Genomic DNA, 22,800 nt, shown 5'->3' with positions numbered 1-22,800 from the left:
CTGAACGTTTGAGTTTCTGCCCGTGTGGACTAGGGTTTATGGGTACTTAATTACAGAATCTAAATAGATTTCTCACTAGAAGGAATTCGGCATGGCACACAACGCCGCCCCCGCTTCGTCCTCGCCAGCTTCTGCTGGTCCAACACTGCGCGAGCTCACACTGCGTGGCATTCTCATCGGTGGACTGATCACACTGGTATTCACCGCTGCCAACGTCTACCTCGGCCTCAAAGTCGGCCTGACTTTTGCTACCTCGATTCCGGCAGCCGTCATCTCCATGGCCGTGCTGCGCAGGTTCGCTGGTCACAACATCAAAGAGAACAACATCGTGCAGACCATTGCGTCTGCCGCTGGCACCCTCTCTGCCATCATCTTCGTCCTGCCGGGCTTGGTCATGGTGGGTTATTGGAAGGGCTTTAGCTTCTGGGAGACTGCTGCGGTCTGCGCCATCGGTGGCGTGCTCGGCGTGATGTACTCCATCCCGCTGCGCCGTGCCTTGGTGACGGGCTCCGACCTGCCTTACCCGGAGGGCGTCGCCGCCGCGGAGGTGCTCAAGGTCGGCGCCGACAACGGCGCTTCCGCAGCCGCCCATGAAGAAAACGCCAAGGGTCTGCGCGTCATCCTCGTTGGCGGCATCATCTCCGCAGCGATGGCTCTGCTTGCCGCGATGAAGGCCGTGGCCTCGTCAGTATCTACCTACTTCAAGCTGGGCTCCGGTGCCACCACCCTGGGCACCTCGCTATCCATGGCGCTCATCGGCGTGGGTCACCTGGTTGGCATGTCCGTGGGTATCGCAATGCTCGTGGGCGTTGTCATCTCCTTCTTCATCCTGTTGCCGATGCACACTGCCGGCGATATCGGCGGACTCGATGCCACCGCGCTTGCCGATACCGTCGACTCCGTATTCTCTGGTGAGATTCGCTTCATCGGCGTGGGTGCTATGGCTATCGCCGCTATCTGGACGCTCCTCAAGATCACCGGCCCAATCGTCAAGGGCATCTCCGAGTCCCTGGCTTCTTCCCGCCAGCGCAAAGCCGGCCAAAACGTGGACGTGGCTGAGCGCGACATCCCATTCCCTTATGTCCTAGGAACCATCGTCATTTTGATGGTCCCGATTGCGCTGCTGCTGTGGGACTTTATCTCGGGCACTGATATCCATGAGCACATGGGCGTGCTCATTACGGTCTCCGTCCTGTTCACCCTGTTGGTGGGCCTCATCGTGGCCTCTGTGTGTGGTTACATGGCGGGCCTTATCGGTGCGTCGAACTCGCCGATTTCCTCCGTGGGCATCATTGCTGTGCTCGCGGCCTCGCTGCTTATCGCCGCTGTTACCCGCGGTACCTCTGCGGATCCGCTTTCGCTCGTGGCCTACACCTTGTTCACCGCGGCGATTGTCTTTGGCATCGCCACGATTTCCAACGACAACTTGCAGGATCTCAAGACCGGCCAGCTCGTCGGCGCGACCCCGTGGAAGCAGCAGGTGGCACTCATTATCGGTGTGCTGTTTGGCTCTGTGGTCATCCCGCCGATTCTGCAGGTCATGCTCACCGGCTTTGGCTTCCAGGGCATGGAAGGCGCTGGCGAAGACGCCCTCGCTGCACCGCAGGCTGCTCTTATGTCGTCGGTGGCTTCCGGCATCTTTGATAGCTCGCTGGATTGGAACCTTATCTTTACTGGTGCGGCTATCGGCGCTGTGCTCATCGTCATCGACGAGGTCTTGCGCAGGACCACCAGCAAGTACTCGCTGTCTCCGCTGGCTGTTGGCATGGGCATGTACCTGCCGGCCTCGCTGACCATCATCATCCCGATCGGCGCCATCTTGGGCTACTTCTATGACAAGTGGGCCGCCAAGCAATCCAACCCTGACTTCTCTAAGCGCATGGGCACCCTGCTGGCAACTGGCCTCATTGTTGGTGAGTCCCTGTTCGGCGTGGTCAACGCCGCTATCATCGCGGCCTCCGGCGGGGAGTCCCCGCTGGAGATTTTCGAAGGTGGCACCGTCTCCAACGTCCTGGGCATCATCTTGTTCGTGGTGGGCATCGGCTTTGCTTACCGCTGGACCAAGTCAAAGGTCACCAAGAGCTAGCGCTTTCCGGCGCTGCCTGTACCCGCGCCTCTTCACACCCGCGTCTTTTTACACCCGCGCCGTTTACCGGCGCGGGTGTTCGCTTATAGCGTGCCGGGCAGCTCGTGTCTTACCTTGCACTCGTAGTGGGGGAGTGCCAGAATGGTCGCTAGCACTCCCGTAGGGCAAGTGCCAGAAAACCCCATCTATGTGGTTGAGGCTGGTCCACACTCACCAGCCGTGCCGTCGCGGGCGTCCGTATAGATACAGACGTGAGTGTCGTCCTAAACAAAACTAAGGAGCACAAACACAATGGCAAAGATTATTGCCTTCGATGAAGAGGCACGTCGCGGCCTTGAGCGTGGTCTGAACACGCTGGCCGACGCAGTTAAGGTCACCCTCGGCCCTAAGGGCCGCAACGTCGTCCTGGAGAAGTCCTGGGGCGCCCCGACCATTACTAACGATGGTGTCTCCATCGCTCGCGAGATCGAGCTGGAAGATCCTTACGAGAAGATCGGCGCTGAGCTGGTTAAGGAAGTCGCCAAGAAGACTGACGACGTTGCCGGTGACGGCACTACCACCGCTACCGTTCTCGCACAGGCACTGGTTCGTGAGGGCCTGCGCAACGTAGCCGCTGGTTCTAACCCTATGGGCATCAAGCGCGGTATCGAGTCCGCAACCAAGGCTGTTGTTGACTCCCTGCTCTCCTCCGCGAAGGAGATTGAGACCCAGGAAGAAATCGCAACCACCGCAGGCATCTCTGCCGCTGACCCGGCAATCGGTGCCAAGATCGCTGAGGCTATGTACACCGTGGGCAACGGATCCGTAAACAAGGATTCCGTTATCACCGTTGAAGAGTCCAACACCTTCGGTGTGGACCTCGAGGTTACTGAGGGTATGCGCTTCGACAAGGGCTACATCTCCGGTTACTTCGCTACTGATATGGAGCGTCAGGAGGCAGTCCTCGAGGATCCGTACATCCTGCTGGTTTCTTCCAAGATCTCTAACATCAAGGACCTCGTTCCGCTGCTGGAGAAGGTCATGCAGACTGGCAAGCCGCTGCTGATCATCGCCGAGGACGTTGAGGGTGAGGCCCTGTCCACCCTCGTCGTGAACAAGATCCGTGGCACCTTCAAGTCCGTTGCTGTTAAGGCTCCGGGCTTCGGCGACCGCCGCAAGGCTACCCTGCAGGATATGGCTATCCTGACCGGCGGCCAGGTCATCTCCGAAGAGGTTGGCCTTTCCCTCGAGACCGCTGAGATTGAGTACCTCGGCCAGGCGCGCAAGGTTGTTGTCACCAAGGATGACACCACCATCGTCCAGGGTGCTGGCAACCAGGAGCAGATCGACGGCCGCATCAAGCAGATCCGCGCTGAGATTGAGAACTCCGATTCTGATTACGACCGTGAGAAGCTGCAGGAGCGCCTGGCCAAGCTGGCTGGCGGCGTTGCTGTCCTGAAGGTCGGCGCTGCAACTGAGGTTGAGCTCAAGGAGCGCAAGCACCGCATTGAGGACGCAGTCCGCAACGCAAAGGCTGCTGTTGAAGAGGGCATCGTTGCCGGCGGTGGCGTTGCGCTGCTGCAGGCTGCTTCCGCTCTGGATGCGCTGGATAACCTCACCGGCGACGAAGCAACCGGTGTGAAGATCGTTCGTGAGGCACTGTCTGCACCGCTGAAGCAGATTGCCCACAACGCTGGCCTGGAGCCGGGCGTTGTTGCTGACAAGGTTGCATCCCTGCCTGCTGGCCAGGGTCTGAATGCTGCAACCGGCGAGTACGTTGACCTGATGTCTGCTGGCATCAATGACCCGGTCAAGGTCACCCGCTCCGCACTGCAGAACGCTGCTTCCATCGCAGCGCTGTTCCTGACCACTGAGGCTGTTGTCGCTGACAAGCCGCAGCCGGCTGGCGCTGGCAATGCAATGCCGGACGCTGACGCGATGGGTGGTATGGGCTTCTAGTAGTCAGTAGAAGCACCCGCTTAGTAATAAGGCGCGCTGATGCCCCGTGAGGGGCGTTGGCGCGCTTTTGTCATGCTGTAGGCGCCATGGGAAGGACAGCCGGGCAAAAGGGGTCAGGTGGCGCCTGGAGCTACTTTCCGATGTTCCATCGCGCGTGTCGCTACCAACCTTTCGGCAAAAGTGTGCGGGGTCGCGGCAGACGCCGCTAGATCGAGACATGTACGGCTGGGCAACGGTCGCCGTGGAGGCGCCCCTTGCGGGGTCGTGCGCACTGCCTTTTCGGCGGCGATGAGGAAATCTCCGCGCTGTTAATGAAGTGGCGCAAGTGAATCGAATGAAACTTGCGAGATCGATTTCTATCCCATGCGCCCCATCGGTCAAGTCGGTGTGGCGGCTTCTGGCGGGGTCAATTCGCCCCCGTTGTAGGGTAAAAAGTGAGGGGTGAAAAAAGTTTTCTAAAGCATTTGCGAGCGGTTTTGCTATGTCGAAAACTAGCCAGGATCCGTTACGGGTGCACATATATTCTTAAGTTGAGTCGGTGATCGGATCATTATTTTCGCTGGTAAATAAGTTTCGCCATCAATGTGTTTAATGTCATAGCCTTAACTCTGTAACGCGGCTTATAGCAAACTGACGAAAATCTCACTCGCGTTTCAACTTGCCTTGTCGCCAGATTGTGACAAAATAGTTTCCCGTGACGCCCACAGAGGGTGTCTGCAAATCCGCAATACCCTCGGGTGTAAATGCCCGAAACCTATCTAAGGAGTTCATAATGGACCTCTCTATGATTCAGACCCACCTCGACAACTTCGTTGCCACCTGGGAGGGTTGGACCAAGGTTCTTGGTTCCATCGGCGGCGTACTGTTCAACAGCGCTGTTGTACTCGACCTGCTTTCCAGCAAGTAATTCATAACATCTAAAACCTCCCTCCGGAAATCATCTAACAGGAGTAACATATGTCTTCCGTTCTTAACAAGACCTTCGAGCTTTCTTCCGACGGCTTCTCCCTCGACGCACTCGTTCGTGACTTCGAGATCGTTCACACCTTCCTGAAGCCGTTCCTGACCTTGGCTGAGGGTGCTTCCAAGCTGATCGGTATGTTCGTCTAAGAACATCCCTATCGCGTAAGCGATTTCTAAGAGCCTCACCTTTTGGTGGGGCTCTTTTGCTATGTCTGGGTGGGGGAGGGCTTAGGGGTAAATCGGTGGAGTTGTAGTGTAATTTAGCGCGCCGAATGGTTGGGTGACCGGTAAACTTTTAAGTATGGCTGACATTAAAGACGACGAACTTCCTGAGATTGACCTTGCTAAGACCGACGGCTACGTCGTCGATGATTCTGACGAGGACGACCCGGCCCTCATCATGCCGGATGGTTCGCCAATTGAAACCTGGCGAGAGAACTACCCGTACGAAGAGCGCATGTCGCGCGATGAGTATGAGAGCACCAAGCGTGCGCTCCAAATCGAGCTGCTGAAGTGGCAGAACTGGACCAAAGAAACCGGCCAGCGCCACATCATCTTGTTTGAGGGCCGTGACGCAGCAGGCAAGGGTGGCACCATCAAGCGCTTTAATGAGCACCTCAACCCACGTGGTGCGCGCACCGTCGCATTGGAGAAGCCGTCCCCACGTGAGTCGACCTCTTGGTACTTCCAGCGCTATATTCAGCACTTCCCAGCCGGCGGCGAAATCGTTTTCTTCGACCGCTCCTGGTACAACCGTTCCGGCGTCGAACGCGTCATGGGTTTTTGCACCGAGTCCCAGCACGCAGAGTTCCTGCGCGAAGTCCCGATGCTTGAAAACATGATTCTTGGCTCTGGTATTTCCCTGACCAAGCTGTGGTTCTCCGTTACTCGTAAGGAACAGCGCACCCGCTTTGCGATCCGCCAGATTGACCCAGTACGCCAGTGGAAGCTTTCCCCAATGGATCTAGCTTCCCTAGATAAGTGGGATGATTACACCCGGGCCAAGGAAGAGCAGTTCCGCTACACGGATACCGAAGAGTCCCCGTGGATCACCATCAAGTCCAACGACAAGAAGCGCGCTCGTATCAACGCTATGCGCTACGTGCTCTCTAAGTTTGAGTACACCAACAAGGACCACGAGGTAGTTGGCGAGCCTGACCCGCAAATCGTTATGCGTGGTCGCGATCAAATTGGCGATTAAACTCGATGTCTAGCCTCGTCGCCGCCGCCGAACTCGAGAGTGGCTTGTGGAGCGTACGCCTCACGCGTGCAGAAAAACGCAACGCGTTAAGCGTGGCGCTCTGCAAGGACTTGGCAATGGCATTAGACGCTGCGGTTGAGGCAGGCGCGTCGACAGTTCTAATTGAAGCAGACGGCCCCGTGTTCAGCGCGGGCGCTGATCTGACTTCCCAAAATTTTCAAGGCGAGTTGTACCCGACCCTTGAGGCACTCTTCGCAAAGATTGCCCGATTACCGGTCCCTGTCATCGCTTGGATCGAAGGCCCCGCTATCGGTGCCGGAATGATGCTCGCCATGGCCTGCGATATCCGCTTTGTAGCCCCGGCGGCATCCGCCGCCCAAGCCATCAGCTTTAGCTTGCCGGTAGCCAAAATGGGCATCGGCGTTGATCCTGCTACTGTTCGCAATCTTCAGCTGCTTGTCGGTGGCTCATGGGCCCGCCGGATGCTGATTGCCGGGGAGATTCTTAGCTTAGAAGACGCACTGTCTACTGGATTCGCGATCAGCGCAGGTAGTCGCGAGGAAGTTATGGCAGCGGCAGCGCAAATCGGCAAAGGCTCCCCACATACCTTGCTTAATCTCAAGATGGAGTTTGCCACGTCGTCGTCAAGCCCCTTTACTGAAGAAGAGCGTAACGCTGCCCGTGTAGAAGCGTGGCGGGCGCGTCAGCAGTAAACCGTCCGATGCCCCTAGCTGCTAGAGCGTGGGGATTTCCTGCCGTCGGAATTCCGAGACTATGTGGCAGTTAGGGGCGGTCATAGTTCTAAGGGGCATGCAAGAGAAAGCCGCCCTGATTGCCAAATCGTGGCGCAAATGTGAAAGAAATCGGCGCCAATTTGGCAATCAGGGCGGCTACGGGGTGGAGCAGTAGCGGGGTTAAGCCCAGGGCTCAATCGGGTTACCCTGCCATACCGAGTTGGCAGGTACGCGGTCACCGCGCATAACCAGCGAGCCTGGGCCCACGGTGGCGGCCTTGCCCACCAGCGACGCCGGCAGCGCCACGGAGTGGGACGCTAGCGTGGAGCCGGCCTCAATGGTGACCGTGTCGAGGCTCATCACGCGGTCCTGGAAGAGGTGCGTCTGCACGACGGTGCCTGGACCCACGGAGGCGCCGGCGCCCACAATACACAGGTCGGTTTCCGGGAACCAGTAGGAATCAATCCACGCGCCGCCGCCAATCTTGACGCCAAGAGCGCGCAGGCCGAGGTTAATCTCACCGGTGCCCAGCGTGTGCTGGAAGAACCACGGCGCAGCGACTGCCTCCACGAAGGCGTCTTGGAGCTCGTTGAGCCACACGAAGGCGGACCACAGCGGGTGGTCACCCGAGCGGTGTTGGCCCACGCAGATCCACTTCACGGCCACGGTGATCGCCATGCCGACGCCCCCGGCGGCCATCAAGATGAGACCGGAAAGCAGCCAGGCAACAGCGATGCCAAAGGAATCGACAAGGGCGTAAAGGCTGGCCAGAACACCGGCCAAGAGCATCGCAGAGGTCATTGGCGCGAGCAAGCGCATCGTTTCCACGACGCCGCGCGCTGCCTTGACCCCGAAGCCCGGGTTGTAGGTCAAAGACTCGCCCTGCACGCCGTCCACGTGTGCTTCGACGCGACGCATGCGCTCCGGCGGGGAGCCCCACCAGTTGGAACCGGACTTGGACTTCTTTGGCGTCGACGAGAGCACTGCAACCAGTGAGTTCTTCGACAGCTTGCGGCCTGGGCCCGTGATTCCGGAGTTGCCCACGAAGGAGCGCTTGCCCACCTTGGTCTCACCAGTGAGCATCCAGCCGCCGCCGAGTTCGTAGCCGCCGATCATGGTGTCGTCGGCGAGGAACGCACCGTCCTTGATGTCCGTGAGCTTGGGGATCATCACCGCGGTGGAAATCTCCGCGTCCTTGCCGATCTTGGCACCGAGCGTGCGGAACCACAGGGGAGTCAGCTGCGAGGCGTAGAGCGGGAACAAGGTGGTGCGGGCATCGTCCATGAGGCGCTCGATGGACCACAAGCGCCAGCCTGCGGCAGAACGCACCGGAACGACGCCCGGCTTGACCCCGATGGACAGAATCCGCACGCCCAGCCAGGTCTGCGCCATGTAGAAAGCGAAGGCCACCAGCGCGCCGAATGGGGCGAAGAAGAGGGAGCCGATGAAGTCGTTGCCTTCGGTTACGTGGAGACCCCACACGACCAACGCCGCGCCGAGACCCAGCGCCACGATGGGCTGGATTGCGAGCAGAATCGAGGTCAGGCCGTAGAAAGCCACCCACCATGGGCGGCGCTTTGGCAGCTCGGAAGGGAATCGGTGTTTGGAGCGGCCCACCTTCTTGGCCGGCGAGCCGGACCAGCGCTGGCCGTCCTTGATTTTCTTCTTGCCGGTAACCGTGGAACCGGCCTCCACGTGGGAGTACTTGCCCACGTTGGTGCCCGGCAGCAGCGTCGAGCGCGCACCGACGCGCGCGCCTTCGGCAACGTTGATGGCGCCGACGTGGAGGATATCGCCGTCGAGCCAGTAGCCGGAGAGGTCCACCTCCGGCTCGATGGCGGCGTGGTCGCCGAGGGCCAGCAGGCCCGTGACCGGCGGCAGGGAGTGCAAGTCGACGCCGCGGCCAATCTTCACGCCCAAGGTGCGGGCATAGTTGTTGACCCAGGTGGCGCCGGCAATAGACCGTGATCCGGAGGCATCGGCCCAGCGCTCAGCGGCCCAGATGCGCAGGTGCGTCGAGCCGCCGCGCGGGTAGTCACCGGGCTCAATTCCACTGGTGAGAAGGCGTGCTCCGTAGCCGCCGATAGGGATGCGGCCAATTGGAGTGGCGAAGACGATGACCATGACAGCCACCAGCCACCACGGGGTGGTCAGCGCCCAGTCCGCGCCGACGGCGTGGGCGAGGTTGGAGCCCAGCAGCAGCCAGGCCAGCCAGGAGGTGGCAGCCAGGGTCATCACCGGGACCTGGATGAGGGTCTGCAGCGCGCGGGTGCGGCCGCTGACCTTGCGCACGGAGCGCGGGGCGACGGTGGCGGGGCGCTCCTCAGCGCCCCCGATGTGCTCGGCGAGGGAGCCGAGACGCGGGTGGTCGTAGAGATCCCGCACAGCCACGGTGGGGTACCGCTCGCGGATGCGGCCCACGAGCGTCGCGGCGGCCAGAGAGGTGCCGCCCAAGGAGAAGAAGTCCGCGTTCTCATCGGAGACGGAAACACCGAGGGTTTCGACCCACAATTGGGCAAGCCACTGTTCGGTTTGGGTAAGCCCCGCGGCTTCCACACCAACGCCCGGCAGTGGCCACGGCAGGGCCTTCTTGTCCACCTTGCCGGAGGTGCGGATGGGCAGCTCCTCCATCACACAGATGCGAGGGACCAAGGCCGCAGGCATGGTCTCAGCGAGACGATCGTGCGCGGCTTGCTGGTCGAAGCCCTTTGCTTCGTCCTCGAGGGACACATAGCCCACCAGCACGGATTCGCCGCCTGGGGTCTTCTGCACGGCCACGGCCGAGTTATAGACGTTGGGCAACGCGGCGACGTTGGCCTCGACCTCACCGAGCTCGATGCGGCGGCCGCCAATCTTGACTTGGTCGTCCACGCGGCCCACGAAGTAAAGGCCGTCTTCCTCCAAGCGCACGTGGTCGCCCGTGCGGTAGGCACGCTGCCACGCCATGGACTGCAGCGGCGCGTACTTTTCCGCGTCCTTGGCTGGGTCCAGGTAGCGGGCGAGTCCCACGCCACCGATGACGAGTTCGCCGACCTCGCCGAGGCCCACGGGGAAGCCTTGCTTGTCGACGACCACCAAGTCCCAGCCGTTCAAAGGCAAACCGATGGACACGGGGCGGCCTGGCAGCATGCGCTGCGCGCAGGCCACGACGGTGGCCTCGGTTGGGCCGTAGGTATTCCACATCTCACGGTCATCGGTTACCAGACGGTCCACCAGTTCCTGGGAGCAGGCTTCGCCGCCGACGATGAGCAGGCGAATGTTGTCGAGCGCCTCGGCTGGCCACAGGCCCGCCAAGGTAGGGACGGTGGACACGACGGTGATGTCGCGGCGGATGAGCCAGGGGCCTAAGTCCATGCCGGAGCGGACCAGAGAACGTGGCGCGGGCACCAGACAGGCGCCGTGGCCCCAGGCTAACCACATCTCTTCGCAGGAGGCGTCAAAGGCTACGGAGAGGCCTGCGAGGACGCGGTCGTCGGGGCCGAGCGGGCCGTGCGGATGATCCACGAGGAAAAGAGCTGCCTCAGCGTCAACAAATGCGGCCGCGGAGCGGTGGCTGACGGCAACGCCCTTGGGCTTGCCGGTGGAGCCGGAGGTAAAGATGATCCAGGCGGTATCGTCCGGGGTCGGCGCGCCGGCCTCGTCGCCTCTTGCTGCGGGGCGCTGCGGACGCAGGGAGCGGAAGCCTTCGTCGCTGAACACGCCGTCGATGTCGGCCTCGCCGAAGACCATCTCGGCGCGCTCGTCGGGGTCGTCGGCATCGACAGGCACGTAGGCCGCGCCCGCAGCCAAGGTGGCCAGAATCGCCAGGTAAAGTTCTCGCTTGCCGGAGGTCATCCGGATGCCGATGCGGTCGCCGCGGCGCACGCCGTTGGCGCGCAGCTCGCTGGCCCACGCCTCGACATCGGTGATCAGCTCGGAATAGGTGAGCACCTCGCCGTCGTCAAGCGCGGCGGCGTCGGGATGCAGCTCAGCAGTAGTGCAAATGATGTCCCAGAGCGTGCGTTCGCGTGGGGCATGCTCGCCCAGCAGGTACTGCTCGGGGACGTGAATGATTCCGGCGCCAGGCTGGTGCGCGTCTAAGGGGTCCTCGGGCAGCGCGTGGCGCCCGGTACTCTTTTCATCTTCCGCCATTTAAGCATCATCCTCGTTAGGGCCGATGATGGCGGTGGCGAGCTTACGCAGGTGCTTGAGCTGCTTGGAGGTGGACTCGTCGAGGGCGGCGTCCTCGGCGGCCGCGACGAGATCGGCAAGCTCCTTGTGCGCCTTGACGCCCTTCTTGGTCGACGCAACGATTTGGCGGCGGCGATCCTTGGGGTCGCGCTCGCGCTTGGCCCAGCTGCGCTCCTCGAGAGAGTCGATGAGGCGAACCATGTCGGAGGCGTCGATGGCTAGGGTCTCCGAAAGGGCCGACTGGGAGGCGACGTCGCCGTCGACGAGGCAGGTCAATACCCAGTACTCGCGGATGGTGGTCTGGCGGGCGCTGAGCGCTTGCTCGACGCCGTCGCGGGTGCGGCGGCGGAGGCGCTCGAGCTGGAAGGAAGGAGATTCGAGGAGAGCGTTGGGGATTGAAATAGTCGTAGCCATACAGATAAGGCTAGACGCCCCAACGTAAGAATCCTAAATTATGGGTAAGTCCCCATTGTTTATTTTCATTTGTCGTCGTAGACGGTGGGCATGCCCTGCGCAATCCAGGCGTCGGTGCCGCCGAGCACGTTGATGACGTCCCAGCCGCGAGCCTGCTCGAGGTACTGGCCCACTTGGAAGCTGCGGCCGCCGGCGTGGCAGATCAAATAGATGTCGCGGTCCAGATCGATTTCGTCGAGGCGACCCACGATTTCACTCATCGGAATATGAGTCGCGCCCTTGGCGTGCTCTACCTCCCACTCGTGGGTTTCGCGGACGTCGATGAGCTGCGCGCCTTCTGGTACCTGGTTTGGTTCAACGTTTTCCATAGGCCCAGCCTACCGGTGCGGTGAGATGGGGGACTCCCATGCACAATTTGCCAAATAGTGCCCTTGAAACTGCAGTTTTCGAGGGCTTAGTTGGCAAAATGTGCCTTGAAGGGAGAGCTAGCGGTTTGCGGAGAGATACTCCAGAATGGCCTTCACGCGGCGGTTGTCCTCGCTGGGATCCAAACGCAGCTTCAAAAAGATGTTGGACACGTGCTTGGCCACGGCGGCCGCCGAAAGCACGAGCTCGGCGGCAATCTCCTTATTAGATTGCCCACGCGACATCAGCTCCAGGACCTCGCGCTCGCGGGGGCTGAGCTCGCCCAAGCCGCTGCGGCCTGACTGCATCAATGCGCGCGCCACGGTGGGGTCGATGACGGTGCCGCCCTGCGCAACCACATCCAGGCTGGACAGGAAGTCCGCCACCTCAGAGACGCGATCTTTGAGCAGGTAGCCCGTGCCCGCGGTGGTGTTTTCAAAAAGCTCCACCGCATACGCCGGCGCCACGTACTGGGAAAGCACCATCACCGCCAGCTCTGGGTAGCGGCGCCGCAAGGCCACGCCCGCCTTTAGCCCGTCATCGGACATCCCGGGCGGCATGCGCACATCCGTGATGACGATGTCGGGAAGCTCATCTAGCGCGTCCACCAGAGCGGTTAATTCCGGCGCATCCGCCGCCTGGCCCACCACGTGGTGGCCGCGCCGCTCCAAAAGTCCGGCCACGCCTTCTCGCAACAGCGCGGAATCATCCGCGATGACAATCTTTAGCCCGCTCATGCCTGCCACCTACTCCGCCAGCCCGCTGCTGCCGCGTTCAAGCAGCAGGGGAATCTCGCAATTGATCTTCGTCGGCCCGCCTTCCGACGAGTGGACCTGCATCCTCCCGCCGAATGCCGCTAGCCTTTCTGCCATTCCCGCTAGTCCGTGACCTGGTATTACCCGTGCCCCGCCGGGGCCCTCGTCCACGACGGAGATATGCAGCGAGGCATCCGAAGTAACAAGCACGCTCACCGGTGCGTCCGGTGCGTGCTTTGCGGCGTTGGTCAGTGCTTCGGTGCCGAAGAAATATCCCGCGGCGAGCACGCTGGGGGATAGGTGCGGCAGTGGGTGCGGGGCGAAGATGGAGATGTGAGAGCCGTAGGAAGAAGCGACGTCGGAAAGCGCGGCGACCAAGCCGTGGTCCTGCAGCACCTGGGGGTGAATGCCATGGACGGTAGCGCGCAAGCTGTTAAGGCCGGCATCCAGCTCGCGCTTGGCCTCCCGAATCAGCGCCAGGACCGGGCCCTCAGTGTCTAACTCGGCCTCGCCCAACTTGATGCTGGCGGCCACCAAGTATTGCTGCGCGCCATCGTGTAAATCGCGTTCGATGCGGGCGCGCTCGACCTCGTAAGCATCGGCGATGGCGCGCCGGGAAGTGGTCAGCTCAGCGATGATCGCAGCCTGGCGCTGCTCATTGCTGGGCTGGGGCTTAGCTTTGCGATTACGAAACACGATTTCCAGCTTAGTTAGGGTGGTACCTAGCGAGGGTAGTGCCAGCACTACCTGAAAAAGCAGTGCCTAGGCCATGGCCTGCAGGTGCCGGAAAAGGTGAAATGAGGACTATGACACAGACACTCTCATTGCATGACATCACCAAGGATTACGGCGGGGCGCCCGTGCTCGCTGGAATCTCTCTTGACATTCAACCCGGCGAACTCGTCGCCGTCATGGGCCCTTCCGGTTCCGGCAAGTCCACCTTGTTGCACTGCATGTCTGGCGTTCTGCGCCCGAGCGACGGCACGGTATCCTTCGGCGATACGCAGCTTTCCGCGCTAGGCGATTCCGGCCGTTCGCGGCTGCGCCTTGAAAACTTTGGCTTTGTCTTCCAAGACGGGCAGCTGCTGCCAGAACTGAGCAACATGGACAACGTGGCGCTGCCGGCCTTGCTGTGCGGCGTGCGGCGCTCGGTGGCGCGTAAGAAGGCGATGCGCCTGCTGGACCAGCTTGGGTTGGGCGAGCTCGCTGAACGACGCCCCGCCGAAGTCTCCGGCGGCCAAGCCCAGCGCGTGGCCATCGCGCGTGCGCTGGCGGCAAACCCGGCCATCGTGTTCGCGGATGAACCGACCGGCGCGCTCGATCAGTCCACCGGGCACGAGGTCATGCAGCTGCTGACCACCGTGGTGCGCCAATCCGGCGCCAGCATGGTCATGGTCACCCACGACCCAAAGGTCGCGGATTGGATGGAACGCCGCGTAGAGATCCGCGATGGCATCATCCACGACGACCGGCGTCTCAACGCTGAAGCTAGGGGAGGGCAACGATGAGGACCGCAACTCTAGTTAGGGACCTGCACCGCGAATCGATCCGCGCTCGCTCCGGAACCGGCGTGGTGAGCATCGTGGCGATTGCCAGTTTGACCATCGGCTCGGCCATCGCTTTCCTGGTGGCCGGCGGTACCTGGATGCTTTGGGAACGGGCGCACCATATCGAGGACGCCGCGCCGGGGTTGATGGAGCTTTACAACGATTACGAGGATTTCCTCTATGTCTGGTTTGATCTTGCACTCTTCGCATGCGTTTTCCTGATTCCAGCGCTGTTCAGCCTGACCGCGCAGGCAGCTATCCTGGGCGCTTCGGGACGCGAGAAGCGCCTGGCCACCCTGCGCCTTATCGGCCTAAGTTCACGCCAAGTCACCCGCATGACAGTTCTCGAGACCGGCTTCCAAGCCCTCATCGGTGTCTTCTTGGGTTGGCTCTTAAGCCTGCTGGTGGCTCCCGTGTTCACTCACCTTTCTTTCCAGGAGCGCCAAGTCCAGCTAGAAGAACTGCACCTGCCGTGGTGGGGCTACCTCACCGTGGCGGCGACTGTTGTGCTGCTTGTGTTGTCCGCCGCGTTCGTCGGTATGCAGCGCGTGCGCGTGAGCCCGCTGGGCGTCGCCAGGCGTCAGATGCCACCGGCGCTGAAGCGCTGGCGCCTTATCCTCTTCATCATTGTGGTGGTGGGTGGCGTCATTTTCCTTAAGGGATTCAGCTTCTCCGCTGATCAGGGCGTTATTATTGGCATGTTGAGCATGCTTTTTCTCATCGCGATGAGCATCAACTTCGTGGCTCCCTACGTGTTGCAAGTGGGCGCGCAGATCATGGCTAATTTCCCGGGCACTGCGCATCTCGTGGCCTGCCAGCGCATCGCCACCAACTCGAAGGCCATCTGGCGACGCGTCATGACCATGGCTTTCTTCGGCTTCCTTGCTGGCTACCTGGTGGGAGCACCGCTTGGCGACGACGGCCTTACCCTCGCCATGCGCGAAGAAGAACACATCCTTACTGTCTTCACTGATATCTCGACCGGAGCGCTTCTGACTTTGATCTTTGGCTTCGTGTTAACGGGTATCTCTATCTTCCTGGGACAAGCCTCCGCGGCCTTTGAGGATGCCAGCCTGGGGCGCTCCTTGAGCCTGATGGGCGTGCGGCGCAGCTTCCTTTCTGGTGTTTCGCTGCTCGAGGTCCTAGCTCCAGTCGTAGTGGTGAGCCTGCTGGGCTTTATGCTGGGCTCGCCGCTGGCATTCATCATGTTCGCAAGCGGCGACCCAGGCATGGACGTCGACGTTACCTCCCGCATCCTGATGGCGTTGTCCTTCCTAGGTGCCGGCTGGATCGTCACCTTGGTTGCCGTCGTTGCGGTAGAGCCGCTGCGCACCTACGCGCTGCGTTCTGGCGGACGCCGCGAGTAAGTGCCCTCTCGCTCGTGGCTCCAGAGAAAGTGCCAGTCCCACGGCGGGCGGAGATAGCTCTTCTTGCCGTGGGCAATGGCGAGTACTTGCTGCACTACTTTGTCACAGTGGTGCTTTATGGTCGTGGCCGTGTAGTGGAGAGGAATCCAGCCGCGATGTGCGGCGTCGTTAAGCTTTTGGCGATCTAGTTCGAAACGCTGTCTAGTCTCGCCGCTGTGATAGGCATAGCCGTCCACCTCGATGGCGATGCGATGCTTATCGAGCCGCAGGTCCCAGCGGTAGGGGCCAATCATTGCGTTGTTGCGGACCTCAAAGTACGGCTCGAGGGCGCGGGTGAGCCGGCGCTCGGGCACCGAATCCGCGCCGAGGATGGCCCGCTCCAGCACGCGCCGGGTGTGGGCTGGAAACCTCGGGAAGTCCAGCTCCCAGAGCTTGAGCCGCTCCCGTGCGTGCTTGCCGGGTAGCAGATGCTCGAGGAAATCCACCGCGTGATTTTCTTCCATTATTTCGAGGGCCTGGAGCGGATTGCACACGTTGACTTCGTCGTAGGGGAATACGCCCTTGGGCTGTGCCCGGCGGCTTTTGAAGTAGGTGCTCTCGGGTAGCCGGTTGGCGCGGATTAGCTGCAGCGGAAACTTAAGGCGCTGGTTTAGGTGCTTGGCTGCGGCGGAGTAGCCGTCGAGCGCGCTATCGGGCCAGCGCCGGGTAAGGATCTCCGCGAGTTGGTGCGGGCTTGGATCCGCAGAGAGGTAGAGCCCGTGGCAGATTTTGAGCCCGCCGCGGCGTGAGGCATTTCTGCCCGTGTAAATTTCCATCGCTTCCCCCTCGATGGTGCTTCTAGGCCTTCGCGTTGTTCCCCCGAAAACGCGAAAGGTACATTTTGCCAAATAGTGGGCGAAAACCCGCGGGTTTCAAGCCCTTGCTTGGCAAAATGTACCTCAGAAGTGCGAAGCTGTCGCGCCAGGGGGCGCCAGAGGCGCTCGGCCCCAAGCCTTACTTGTGGCGAGCGATAGCCTCTTCGAGGATCTTTTCCGCCTCAGCCTTGTCGCCCCAGCCAGAGCCGGTAACTTCCTTGTTCGGCTCCAGGTCCTTGTAGTGGACGAAGAAGTGCTCGATCTCGTCCTTGATGGAATCCTCAACATCGTTGATGTCCTGGTAGCGCTCCCAGCGCGGATCATCGATGACGCAAAGCAGCTTGTCGTCGCCGCCGGCCTCGTCGGTCATCTTGAAGACGCCGAGGACGCGAGCCTCAACAACAACGCCCGGGAAAACTGGCTCCGGCAGGATGACCAGTGCATCGAGCGGGTCGCCGTCCTCACCGAGGGTGTGGTCGATGAAACCGTAGTCAGCCGGGTAGGCCATCGGGGTGAACAGGTAACGGTCAAGGAAGACCTTGCCGGTCTCGTGGTCAACCTCGTACTTGTTGCGGGAGCCCTTTGGGATCTCGATGGTAACTTGCACGCTCACTGCGAATTCCTCCATTGGGAAGTTGTCTGTCAATTGCTCCCAATAGTCTACCGTGCCGCGCAATCGCGCTAGGGTGAAAGGCGATGAAAGCGAAGCACATGTGGTGGACAGGCACGGCCGTGGTGATGGCCGCTGCCATTGCAGGCACGGCTGTCCTAGGCGTAAACATCCAGCGCACCTACAACGGACTGGACCACGGCACGCCCTACTCGCAGGAGGCGCCGGTGACTCCTTTGCAGGTCGCGGAGCCAGGCGAGGTGGATTTGATGGCGTTGAAGGGCAGGCTCAATGAGTTGGGCAAGGACCCGGCCTTGGCCACCTTTGGCGGGCAGGTCATCGACACCACCACTGGCGAGGTCGTGTGGGACCGCGATGCCGCGCGCCCCTTGACGCCCGCTTCCTCCACGAAGGTCCTCACGCTGGCCGCCGCGACGTTGGCGCTCGACGAGGACGAGCGGATAATCACCCAGGTCATGCAGGGGGAGAAGGAAGGCACCGTGGTGCTGCGCGCGGCTGGCGACGTCTGGATGACCTCCGAACAGCTCGACGATTTGGCCTCGCAGGTGGGTAAGGCTGACGAGGTCATTCTCGACACCAGCGCCTGGGCGGGCGCCCCGCAGGCACCGGGCTGGGACCCGGAGAATGTCGATGAGGGATTCGTCGCACCGATGGAGCCCATCATGCTCTACGGCGGTCGCCTGGGCAAGACCACTGGCGACGTCCCGCGCAGCCACACCCCTGCCCAGGACCTAGCGAAGGCCCTGGCCAAGCGCCTGGGGACCGACAAAGTCAGCCAGGGCACTGCGCCGCAGGCCGGCGTGGTGCTGGGCGAGGTGCAGTCCGCGCCGCTGTCTGAGCGCGCGCAGGACGCCGCGAAGGATTCGGACAACGTCATGGCTGAGGCCATCGGACGCGAGCTGGCGATTGCGCGCGGCAAGGAGCCGAGCTTCGCCGGTGCTGCCGAGGCCACCCTCGAGGTGCTGAAGGTTAACAAGATTGACGTCACGGGAGTGACGATCAAGGACAACTCTGGCCTCTCCACCGAAAACCGCATTTCGGCTGCGGTGCTCACGCAAATCATGAACATGTCCACAGAGACCGACGAGCTGCGCCCGTTGCTGGGCTACCTGCCGCTGGCTGGTGGCGACGGAACGCTGTACACCCGCTATGGCGATTCTGGAGCGCGTGGCTTCGTGCGCGCCAAGACCGGCACGCTGACTGGCGTCTCCGCCTTGGCCGGCACTGTGCAGGGCAACTCCGGCCGCGTGTACGCCTTCGCTTTCCTAGTCAACGACGGAGACATCCTTGGCGCCCGCAAGGCGCAAGACGCCCTGGCCAGCGCGCTCCATGACTTCTAGGTTCACGGGCACGCCATTTTGGCCGCGGGTCTCGCCAAACTTTCTGGCCTGCCGACGCGCGGTCGCTGACTTCGTCGCGTGCCGGGAAATCGCTGTGGGGCTTTCGGGAGGCGCCGACTCGCTGGCGCTGACTGCCGCGCTGGTAGCCGAGGGCTTCGACGTCGAGGCGTTGTGCATCGACCATGGTCTGCAGGACGGATCGGCCGAGCAGGCGGCGAAGGCCGCGGCGCAGGCTGAGACCTTGGGGGCGCGTGCGCGGGTGCTGAAGGTGGACGTCGCGAAGCAAGGCTCCATGGAGGCCGCCGCGCGAGTGGCTCGCTACCGCGCGTTCGCGGCTGCTACCGACGCCCCCGTTGCCGTGGCGCACACCGCCGACGACCAAGCAGAAACCCTGTTACTGGGCGCGCTGCGCGGCAAGGTCACCGGCATGCTGCCCACGGCCGAGATCGAGGGCGTGCAGGTGGTGCGCCCGCTGCTCACCGTGCGCCGCGCGCAGACCCTCGGCGCCTGCGAGGAACTGGGGCTTGAGCCCTGGCACGACCCGCAGAATTCCGACACCAACTTCCGCCGAGTGGCTCTGCGCCACGACATCATTCCGCGGCTGACGGATCTGGTTGGTGGGGACGTGGTGCCAGCACTCGCGCAGGCGGCTGCCGACGCCGCCCGCGACGACGAGTTCCTCAGCGTCAGTATGGATATCGCTACGCCCGAAATGGATGCAGTCGAGCTCGCTGCCCTTGCTGAGCCGGTGCGCCGTCGCACCATCGCCGCGTGGCTGAACGCGCAGGGCGTGGAGGTGACGCGGGAGGCTGTGCGCGGAGTCGACAAGCTGTGCGTGGACTGGCACGGGCAAGGGGGAGTAGCTGTGAGTTACCCGCAAACAATCAAAACTATGGGGCAAAGGTTGGAAGTGTCACGCGTTGGTGGCAAACTGGCACTATTGTCCGGTCACTAAAGGAGCGCACGCGTGCACGACAAGAAAGATTTCAACGTCCCAGCAAACCCCTACGGCGAAGACGTCGAAGCAATCCTCATCGGCGAGGATGAACTGCAAGCCAGGATTCAAGAGATGGCGGACAGCGTTTCCGCTAAATATAAGGACGCAGAGGATGAGCTGATTCTCGTTTGCGTGCTCAAGGGAGCCGTCTTCTTCATGACGGACTTTGCGCGCAAGCTGTCGATTCCGTCCCAGCTGGAATTCATGGCTGTGTCCTCCTACGGCAATGCCACATCCTCCTCCGGCGTGGTCCGCATTCTCAAGGACTTGGACCGCGACATCGAGGATTGCGACGTTCTTATCGTTGAGGACATCATCGACTCCGGCCTGACCTTGTCGTGGCTCATCCGCAACCTGAAGGGCCGCAACCCGCGTTCCCTCGAGGTTGTCACCTTGCTGCGTAAGCCTGAAGTTATCCGCGCAGAGATCGATCTGCTCGACGTCGGATTCGATATCCCTAACGAGTTCGTCATCGGTTACGGCCTCGATTACGCGGAGCGTTACCGCGACCTGCCCTACGTCGGCACTTTGCACCCTGACGTGTACACCAACAAATAGGTACTGATGAAAAACAAGAATGTTCTCCGCTACGGCGGAATCGCAGCGCTCGTTTTGGTTGCGCTGTATGCATTTACCTTCTTCACTAATGACTCCCGCAGCTACATGCGGGTGGATACTTCCGTAGCGATGAAGCAGCTCAGCGATAAGAATGTCGCTGAGGCGCAAATCGACGACCGCGAACAACAGGTACGCCTCAAGCTCAAGAAACCGGTCACGGTGGAGGAACGCGAGGGCGTTGAAGAGGTCATCGCCAAGTATCCGGCACGTGCCTCCGAGCAGATTTTCAACTCGGTAAAGGACTCCGGGGCGGAGAAGTACCAGACCAAGGTCACCCAGGAATCCTTCTTGGGCTCCATGGTCAGCTTCTTGCTGCCGATGATCATCTTGTTCGCGTTCCTCTTCTGGTTTATGTCCCGCATGCAGCAAAACGGCGGCGGCATGTTCGGCATCGGAGGTAACAAGGCCAAGCAACTGACCAAGGACATGCCCACCAACACGTTTGCGGACGTCGCTGGCGCGGACGAGGCAGTTGACGAGCTGCAGGAAATCAAGGACTTCTTGGATGACCCAGAGCGCTACCATGCACTCGGTGCGAAGATTCCGCGCGGCGTGCTGCTTTATGGCCCTCCGGGAACCGGTAAGACGCTGCTGGCGCGCGCCGTCGCGGGTGAGGCGGGCGTTCCTTTCTTCTCCATCTCGGGTTCCGACTTCGTGGAGATGTTCGTTGGCGTGGGCGCCTCCCGCGTGCGCGATCTGTTCAAGCAGGCGAAGGAAAACAGCCCCTGCATCATCTTCGTCGATGAGATCGACGCCGTGGGTCGCCAGCGCGGCTCCGGCACCGGCGGTGGGCACGATGAGCGCGAGCAGACCCTGAACCAGCTGCTCGTGGAGATGGACGGCTTCGGCGACCGTGAGGGTGTCATCCTCATTGCCGCGACCAACCGTCCGGATATTCTGGACCCGGCGTTGCTGCGCCCGGGCCGCTTCGACCGCCAGATTCCGGTCACTAACCCAGACCTGGCTGGCCGCGAGGAGATTCTGCGCGTCCACGCTAAGGACAAGCCTTTGGCCAAGGAAGTCGATGTGGCGCAGCTGGCCAAGCGCACTGCTGGTATGTCCGGCGCTGACTTGGCTAACGTTCTTAACGAGGCAGCACTGTTGACCGCGCGTATCGGCGGCAACGTCATTACTTATGACGCCCTCGAAGAGGCCACCGACCGCGTGGTGGGCGGCCCGCGCCGCCAGGGCAAGATCATCTCCGAGCACGAGAAGAAGGTCACGGCCTACCACGAGGGCGGCCACACCTTGGCCGCTTGGGCGCTCAAGGACATTGAGCGCGTTTACAAGGTCACCATCTTGGCCCGTGGCCGCACCGGTGGCCACGCGATGACCTCGCAGGAAGACGACAAGGGCATGTACACCCGGGACGAGCTCTTCTCCCGCTTGGTCTTCGCCATGGGCGGACGTGCCGCCGAGGAACTCGTATTCGGTGCGCCGACCACGGGTGCTTCTTCCGATATTGAGAACGCCACCAAGATTGCACGCTCCATGCTCACCGAGTACGGCTTCTCACCGGACCTGGGCACCGTGAAGTACGGCAAGGAACAGGGCGACCCATTCGGCTACGGCATGGGTGGCGGCTCCATTGAGTACTCCGACGATGTGGCCGCACGCATCGACGAGCAAATGCGCTACCTGCTCGACCGTGCGCATCAGCAGGCCTATGACATCCTGGCGGAAAACCGTGACTACCTGGATAAGCTCGCGGAAATGCTGCTGGACAAGGAGACCCTGCGTCGTCCGGACCTGGAGGGCATCTTCGAAGGCATCGAGCCGCGCGCGGCTTTCGACGTCTTCCCGAACGAAGATGATCGCTTCCCGCGCCAGGCTGGCCGCGAGCCGGTTAAGACCCCGGCCGAGTTGGCCAAAGAACGCGGGGAGGAGCTTCCGAAGCGCATGACGCTGGTGGAGGCTTCCCGCGCGGCCCGCGAGCGCCGCCTTGCCGGTGAAAGCCAGGCCGAGGGCGAGATTGGCTTCAGCTTTGGCCAGCACGCCGGCGACAAGGTTGAGGGTAAAAACACCTTCTTCGCGCCGGAAGAGGCCGCGCCGAGCGATCGCCCCACCTCCGAGATCCCACGCGTCGGTGGCCGCCACTCCAAGCCGCAGGAACCAAGCGATCAGTGGTCCAGCTACGGCGAGGAACAGCGCGCGAATAACCCTTACAACGGCACTAAGAAGGACGACAATGAGCGATAACATCCCAGCTAAGGGAGAATTCGACCAAGCCCGCGCCGAAGCGGCCGTGCGGGAACTGCTCATTGCGGTGGGCGAGGACCCCGACCGCGAAGGCCTCCAAGAGACCCCGGCCCGCGTCGCCCGCGCCTATAAGGAAGTCTTCGCCGGGCTGCACGCCGACCCCACCGAGGTCCTCCATAAGACCTTCGCGGAAGAGCACCAGGAGCTGGTTCTCGTGCGTGATATCCCGATTTATTCCACCTGCGAGCACCACCTCGTGCCTTTCTACGGCGTGGCACACATCGGCTACATCCCCGGCCCCGACGGTCAGGTCACCGGCCTGTCCAAGTTGGCTCGTCTGGCGGACATGTACGCCAAGCGCCCGCAGGTCCAGGAGCGCCTGACCTCCCAAATCGCTAATGCGCTTGTCGACGTCCTCCATGCTCAGTCCGTCATCGTGGTCATCGAATGCGAGCACCTGTGCATGGCGATGCGCGGCATCCGCAAGCCAGGCGCCACCACCACAACCTCGGCTGTGCGCGGCGGTTTCAAGAGCAACGCCGCATCCCGCGCCGAGGTTATGAGCCTCATTAGGAGCTAGC

Annotated in this window: 20 protein-coding genes; 13 read left to right on the top strand and 7 right to left on the bottom strand. The window is 61.7% G+C overall.

All coding sequences use genetic code 11. From position 1 onward, the window contains the following. Positions 1–91: 91 nt before the first annotated feature. From HMPREF3153_RS08005 to HMPREF3153_RS07990, 6 genes are all read left to right on the top strand, one after another. Complete coding sequence (locus HMPREF3153_RS08005) at positions 92–2,086, top strand: OPT family oligopeptide transporter (protein ID WP_070420518.1); 1,995 nt, start codon at positions 92–94, stop codon at positions 2,084–2,086. 291 nt (positions 2,087–2,377) lie between these two features. Continuing rightward, positions 2,378–4,024, top strand: coding sequence for a chaperonin GroEL (gene groL, locus HMPREF3153_RS08000; RefSeq protein ID WP_070420517.1), 1,647 nt, complete (start codon positions 2,378–2,380; stop codon positions 4,022–4,024). A gap of 772 nt (positions 4,025–4,796) precedes the next feature. Then, positions 4,797–4,931 carry a hypothetical protein gene (locus tag HMPREF3153_RS13145; RefSeq protein ID WP_256364738.1) on the top strand — a complete coding sequence of 45 codons (135 nt, stop codon included), beginning with the start codon at positions 4,797–4,799 and terminating at the stop codon, positions 4,929–4,931. A gap of 50 nt (positions 4,932–4,981) precedes the next feature. Further along, positions 4,982–5,134 (top strand): hypothetical protein, encoded by a 153-nt coding sequence (locus HMPREF3153_RS12745; protein ID WP_160296081.1) that lies wholly within the window; start codon positions 4,982–4,984, stop codon positions 5,132–5,134. Positions 5,135–5,288: 154 nt separating this feature from the next. Next, the gene (ppk2, locus tag HMPREF3153_RS07995; RefSeq protein WP_046646080.1) at positions 5,289–6,188 is read left to right on the top strand and encodes a polyphosphate kinase 2; all 900 of its coding nucleotides are present in this window, start codon (positions 5,289–5,291) and stop codon (positions 6,186–6,188) included. A 5-nt stretch (positions 6,189–6,193) separates the two neighbouring features. Then, positions 6,194–6,901, top strand: coding sequence for an enoyl-CoA hydratase-related protein (locus HMPREF3153_RS07990; protein WP_070420516.1), 708 nt, complete (start codon positions 6,194–6,196; stop codon positions 6,899–6,901). Between the two features lie 201 nt (positions 6,902–7,102). On the opposite strand, the gene HMPREF3153_RS07985 is transcribed toward HMPREF3153_RS07990, so the two are convergent. From HMPREF3153_RS07985 to HMPREF3153_RS07965, 5 genes are all read right to left on the bottom strand, one after another. After that, positions 7,103–11,053 carry a Pls/PosA family non-ribosomal peptide synthetase gene (locus HMPREF3153_RS07985; protein ID WP_070420515.1) on the bottom strand — a complete coding sequence of 1,317 codons (3,951 nt, stop codon included), beginning with the start codon at positions 11,051–11,053 and terminating at the stop codon, positions 7,103–7,105. Then, complete coding sequence (locus tag HMPREF3153_RS07980; RefSeq protein WP_005529842.1) at positions 11,054–11,506, bottom strand: MarR family winged helix-turn-helix transcriptional regulator; 453 nt, start codon at positions 11,504–11,506, stop codon at positions 11,054–11,056. 65 nt (positions 11,507–11,571) lie between these two features. Beyond that, the gene (locus HMPREF3153_RS07975; protein ID WP_046646077.1) at positions 11,572–11,874 is read right to left on the bottom strand and encodes a rhodanese-like domain-containing protein; all 303 of its coding nucleotides are present in this window, start codon (positions 11,872–11,874) and stop codon (positions 11,572–11,574) included. 117 nt (positions 11,875–11,991) lie between these two features. After that, on the bottom strand, positions 11,992–12,648 hold the full coding sequence (locus HMPREF3153_RS07970) for a LuxR C-terminal-related transcriptional regulator (protein ID WP_046646076.1): 657 nt from the start codon (positions 12,646–12,648) through the stop codon (positions 11,992–11,994). 9 nt (positions 12,649–12,657) lie between these two features. Further along, positions 12,658–13,362, bottom strand: a complete 705-nt coding sequence (locus HMPREF3153_RS07965; RefSeq protein ID WP_083280979.1) for a sensor histidine kinase — start codon at positions 13,360–13,362, stop codon at positions 12,658–12,660. A gap of 110 nt (positions 13,363–13,472) precedes the next feature. Here HMPREF3153_RS07965 and HMPREF3153_RS07960 point away from each other — a divergent pair, with 110 nt between their 5' ends. Together HMPREF3153_RS07960 and HMPREF3153_RS07955 are read left to right on the top strand one after the other, a co-directional pair. After that, positions 13,473–14,174, top strand: a complete 702-nt coding sequence (locus HMPREF3153_RS07960) for an ABC transporter ATP-binding protein (RefSeq protein WP_070420514.1) — start codon at positions 13,473–13,475, stop codon at positions 14,172–14,174. Beyond that, the gene (locus HMPREF3153_RS07955; protein WP_070420513.1) at positions 14,171–15,580 is read left to right on the top strand and encodes an FtsX-like permease family protein; all 1,410 of its coding nucleotides are present in this window, start codon (positions 14,171–14,173) and stop codon (positions 15,578–15,580) included. Before HMPREF3153_RS07960 ends, HMPREF3153_RS07955 begins: the two co-directional genes overlap by 4 nt. Here the strand turns inward: HMPREF3153_RS07955 and HMPREF3153_RS07950 are convergent. Both HMPREF3153_RS07950 and HMPREF3153_RS07945 read right to left on the bottom strand, forming a co-directional pair. Beyond that, positions 15,547–16,395 (bottom strand): hypothetical protein, encoded by an 849-nt coding sequence (locus tag HMPREF3153_RS07950; protein ID WP_070420512.1) that lies wholly within the window; start codon positions 16,393–16,395, stop codon positions 15,547–15,549. The two genes, HMPREF3153_RS07955 and HMPREF3153_RS07950, sit on opposite strands and share 34 nt — an antisense overlap. Before the next feature lie 178 nt (positions 16,396–16,573). Further along, positions 16,574–17,047 (bottom strand): inorganic diphosphatase, encoded by a 474-nt coding sequence (locus HMPREF3153_RS07945; protein WP_034657157.1) that lies wholly within the window; start codon positions 17,045–17,047, stop codon positions 16,574–16,576. Between the two features lie 83 nt (positions 17,048–17,130). Here HMPREF3153_RS07945 and dacB point away from each other — a divergent pair, with 83 nt between their 5' ends. From dacB to folE, 5 genes are read left to right on the top strand one after another with little or no spacing between them, the layout of a single operon-like run. After that, positions 17,131–18,405 carry a D-alanyl-D-alanine carboxypeptidase/D-alanyl-D-alanine endopeptidase gene (gene dacB, locus HMPREF3153_RS07940; protein WP_070420511.1) on the top strand — a complete coding sequence of 425 codons (1,275 nt, stop codon included), beginning with the start codon at positions 17,131–17,133 and terminating at the stop codon, positions 18,403–18,405. Continuing rightward, positions 18,395–19,360 (top strand): tRNA lysidine(34) synthetase TilS, encoded by a 966-nt coding sequence (tilS, locus tag HMPREF3153_RS07935; protein ID WP_070420510.1) that lies wholly within the window; start codon positions 18,395–18,397, stop codon positions 19,358–19,360. Before dacB ends, tilS begins: the two co-directional genes overlap by 11 nt. Positions 19,361–19,372: 12 nt before the next feature. Further along, on the top strand, positions 19,373–19,960 hold the full coding sequence (hpt, locus tag HMPREF3153_RS07930) for a hypoxanthine phosphoribosyltransferase (protein WP_005529848.1): 588 nt from the start codon (positions 19,373–19,375) through the stop codon (positions 19,958–19,960). Between the two features lie 6 nt (positions 19,961–19,966). Next, on the top strand, positions 19,967–22,219 hold the full coding sequence (gene ftsH / locus HMPREF3153_RS07925; protein ID WP_049063859.1) for an ATP-dependent zinc metalloprotease FtsH: 2,253 nt from the start codon (positions 19,967–19,969) through the stop codon (positions 22,217–22,219). Continuing rightward, a complete protein-coding gene (gene folE, locus HMPREF3153_RS07920) occupies positions 22,209–22,799 on the top strand; it encodes a GTP cyclohydrolase I FolE (RefSeq protein ID WP_005529850.1) in 591 nt (196 codons plus the stop codon). The genes ftsH and folE overlap by 11 nt, the downstream gene beginning before the upstream one ends. The last annotated feature ends 1 nt before the right edge of the window (position 22,800 follow it).

The sequence above is a fragment of the Corynebacterium sp. HMSC06C06 genome (genome assembly GCF_001807295.1).
Lineage (GTDB): Bacteria > Actinomycetota > Actinomycetes > Mycobacteriales > Mycobacteriaceae > Corynebacterium > Corynebacterium striatum.
Note: the sequence above shows the minus strand (reverse complement) of the source record. Positions and strands in the feature narration are given on the sequence as shown.

Bases quoted from the DNA above. Each gene is read 5' to 3' on its own strand.
- groL (WP_070420517.1), top strand. From the start codon at position 2,378: ATGGCAAAGATTATTGCCTTCGATGAAGAGGCACGTCGCGGCCTTGAG.
- HMPREF3153_RS07950 (WP_070420512.1), bottom strand. From the start codon at position 16,395: ATGGAAATTTACACGGGCAGAAATGCCTCACGCCGCGGCGGGCTCAAA.
- dacB (WP_070420511.1), top strand. From the start codon at position 17,131: ATGAAAGCGAAGCACATGTGGTGGACAGGCACGGCCGTGGTGATGGCC.
- HMPREF3153_RS07975 (WP_046646077.1), bottom strand. From the start codon at position 11,874: ATGGAAAACGTTGAACCAAACCAGGTACCAGAAGGCGCGCAGCTCATC.
- HMPREF3153_RS07980 (WP_005529842.1), bottom strand. From the start codon at position 11,506: ATGGCTACGACTATTTCAATCCCCAACGCTCTCCTCGAATCTCCTTCC.
- HMPREF3153_RS07955 (WP_070420513.1), top strand. From the start codon at position 14,171: ATGAGGACCGCAACTCTAGTTAGGGACCTGCACCGCGAATCGATCCGC.
- ftsH (WP_049063859.1), top strand. From the start codon at position 19,967: ATGAAAAACAAGAATGTTCTCCGCTACGGCGGAATCGCAGCGCTCGTT.
- folE (WP_005529850.1), top strand. From the start codon at position 22,209: ATGAGCGATAACATCCCAGCTAAGGGAGAATTCGACCAAGCCCGCGCC.
- HMPREF3153_RS07960 (WP_070420514.1), top strand. From the start codon at position 13,473: ATGACACAGACACTCTCATTGCATGACATCACCAAGGATTACGGCGGG.
- HMPREF3153_RS12745 (WP_160296081.1), top strand. From the start codon at position 4,982: ATGTCTTCCGTTCTTAACAAGACCTTCGAGCTTTCTTCCGACGGCTTC.
- tilS (WP_070420510.1), top strand. From the start codon at position 18,395: ATGACTTCTAGGTTCACGGGCACGCCATTTTGGCCGCGGGTCTCGCCA.
- HMPREF3153_RS08005 (WP_070420518.1), top strand. From the start codon at position 92: ATGGCACACAACGCCGCCCCCGCTTCGTCCTCGCCAGCTTCTGCTGGT.
- ppk2 (WP_046646080.1), top strand. From the start codon at position 5,289: ATGGCTGACATTAAAGACGACGAACTTCCTGAGATTGACCTTGCTAAG.
- HMPREF3153_RS07990 (WP_070420516.1), top strand. From the start codon at position 6,194: ATGTCTAGCCTCGTCGCCGCCGCCGAACTCGAGAGTGGCTTGTGGAGC.
- HMPREF3153_RS13145 (WP_256364738.1), top strand. From the start codon at position 4,797: ATGGACCTCTCTATGATTCAGACCCACCTCGACAACTTCGTTGCCACC.
- HMPREF3153_RS07970 (WP_046646076.1), bottom strand. From the start codon at position 12,648: ATGAGCGGGCTAAAGATTGTCATCGCGGATGATTCCGCGCTGTTGCGA.
- HMPREF3153_RS07985 (WP_070420515.1), bottom strand. From the start codon at position 11,053: ATGGCGGAAGATGAAAAGAGTACCGGGCGCCACGCGCTGCCCGAGGAC.